The sequence below is a fragment of the Mesorhizobium sp. GbtcB19 genome, from assembly GCF_019091085.1.
GTDB lineage: Bacteria > Pseudomonadota > Alphaproteobacteria > Rhizobiales > Rhizobiaceae > Mesorhizobium.
This window is the reverse complement of record NZ_JAGXJY010000102.1, coordinates 1-591: the sequence shown is the minus strand read 5'-3', so window position 1 is coordinate 591 and position 591 is coordinate 1. Positions and strand designations below refer to the sequence as shown.

1 protein-coding gene is annotated in these 591 nt (G+C 30.3%); it reads left to right on the top strand.

The window, feature by feature from the left end; all coding sequences use genetic code 11:
- Positions 1-287: 287 nt before the first annotated feature.
- Positions 288-515, top strand: a complete 228-nt coding sequence (locus KVT37_RS31795) for a hypothetical protein (protein WP_217578963.1) — start codon at positions 288-290, stop codon at positions 513-515.
- The last annotated feature ends 76 nt before the right edge of the window (positions 516-591 follow it).

The window sequence follows — 591 nt, the reverse complement described above, 5'->3', positions numbered from 1 at the left end:
ATGAAAAAAATAATGAACGGATATTTAGGGAATTATATAAAAAAGTTTTTGTATATCCTGAAAATCAAATTTTAGAATTGTTAGGAAAAATAGAGTTAAATACAAGTGAAATTAGAGTTTCAGAACGAATTGGAAAAATAAAAAGAGCATCTTGAGATAAGTTAATTAATGAAATAGACTCAGATGTTTTTATTCAAGAGCTATTGGGATATATATTAACTCAAGTTGTTAATCCGCCATATATTTGGGAAATAACAGAAAAGGATTTTAAGCGGAAAGCTATAGAGGTGAGAGATAGGTTTTCTAATACTAAAAGACCACTACCAAATTTATTTGAGGATAAAAATCCCCCGAGTTATACAACATATAAAGATAAGCATTTTGTTAAAGCGATTGAAGAAATAGAATATCTTGATGAAATTGAGGAAGCGATAGGGAATTACTGGAGAATGAGCCAAACGATTATTAAATACTTTCAAGATAACCCTATTTACTTGAGGGATAAAGAAGAGTAAAAAAAGGATTTGAGGAAAAAAGTGACGGGATAAAAGAAAAAGGGAAGGGGGAATGGCAAGGGAAGGGACCATGAAA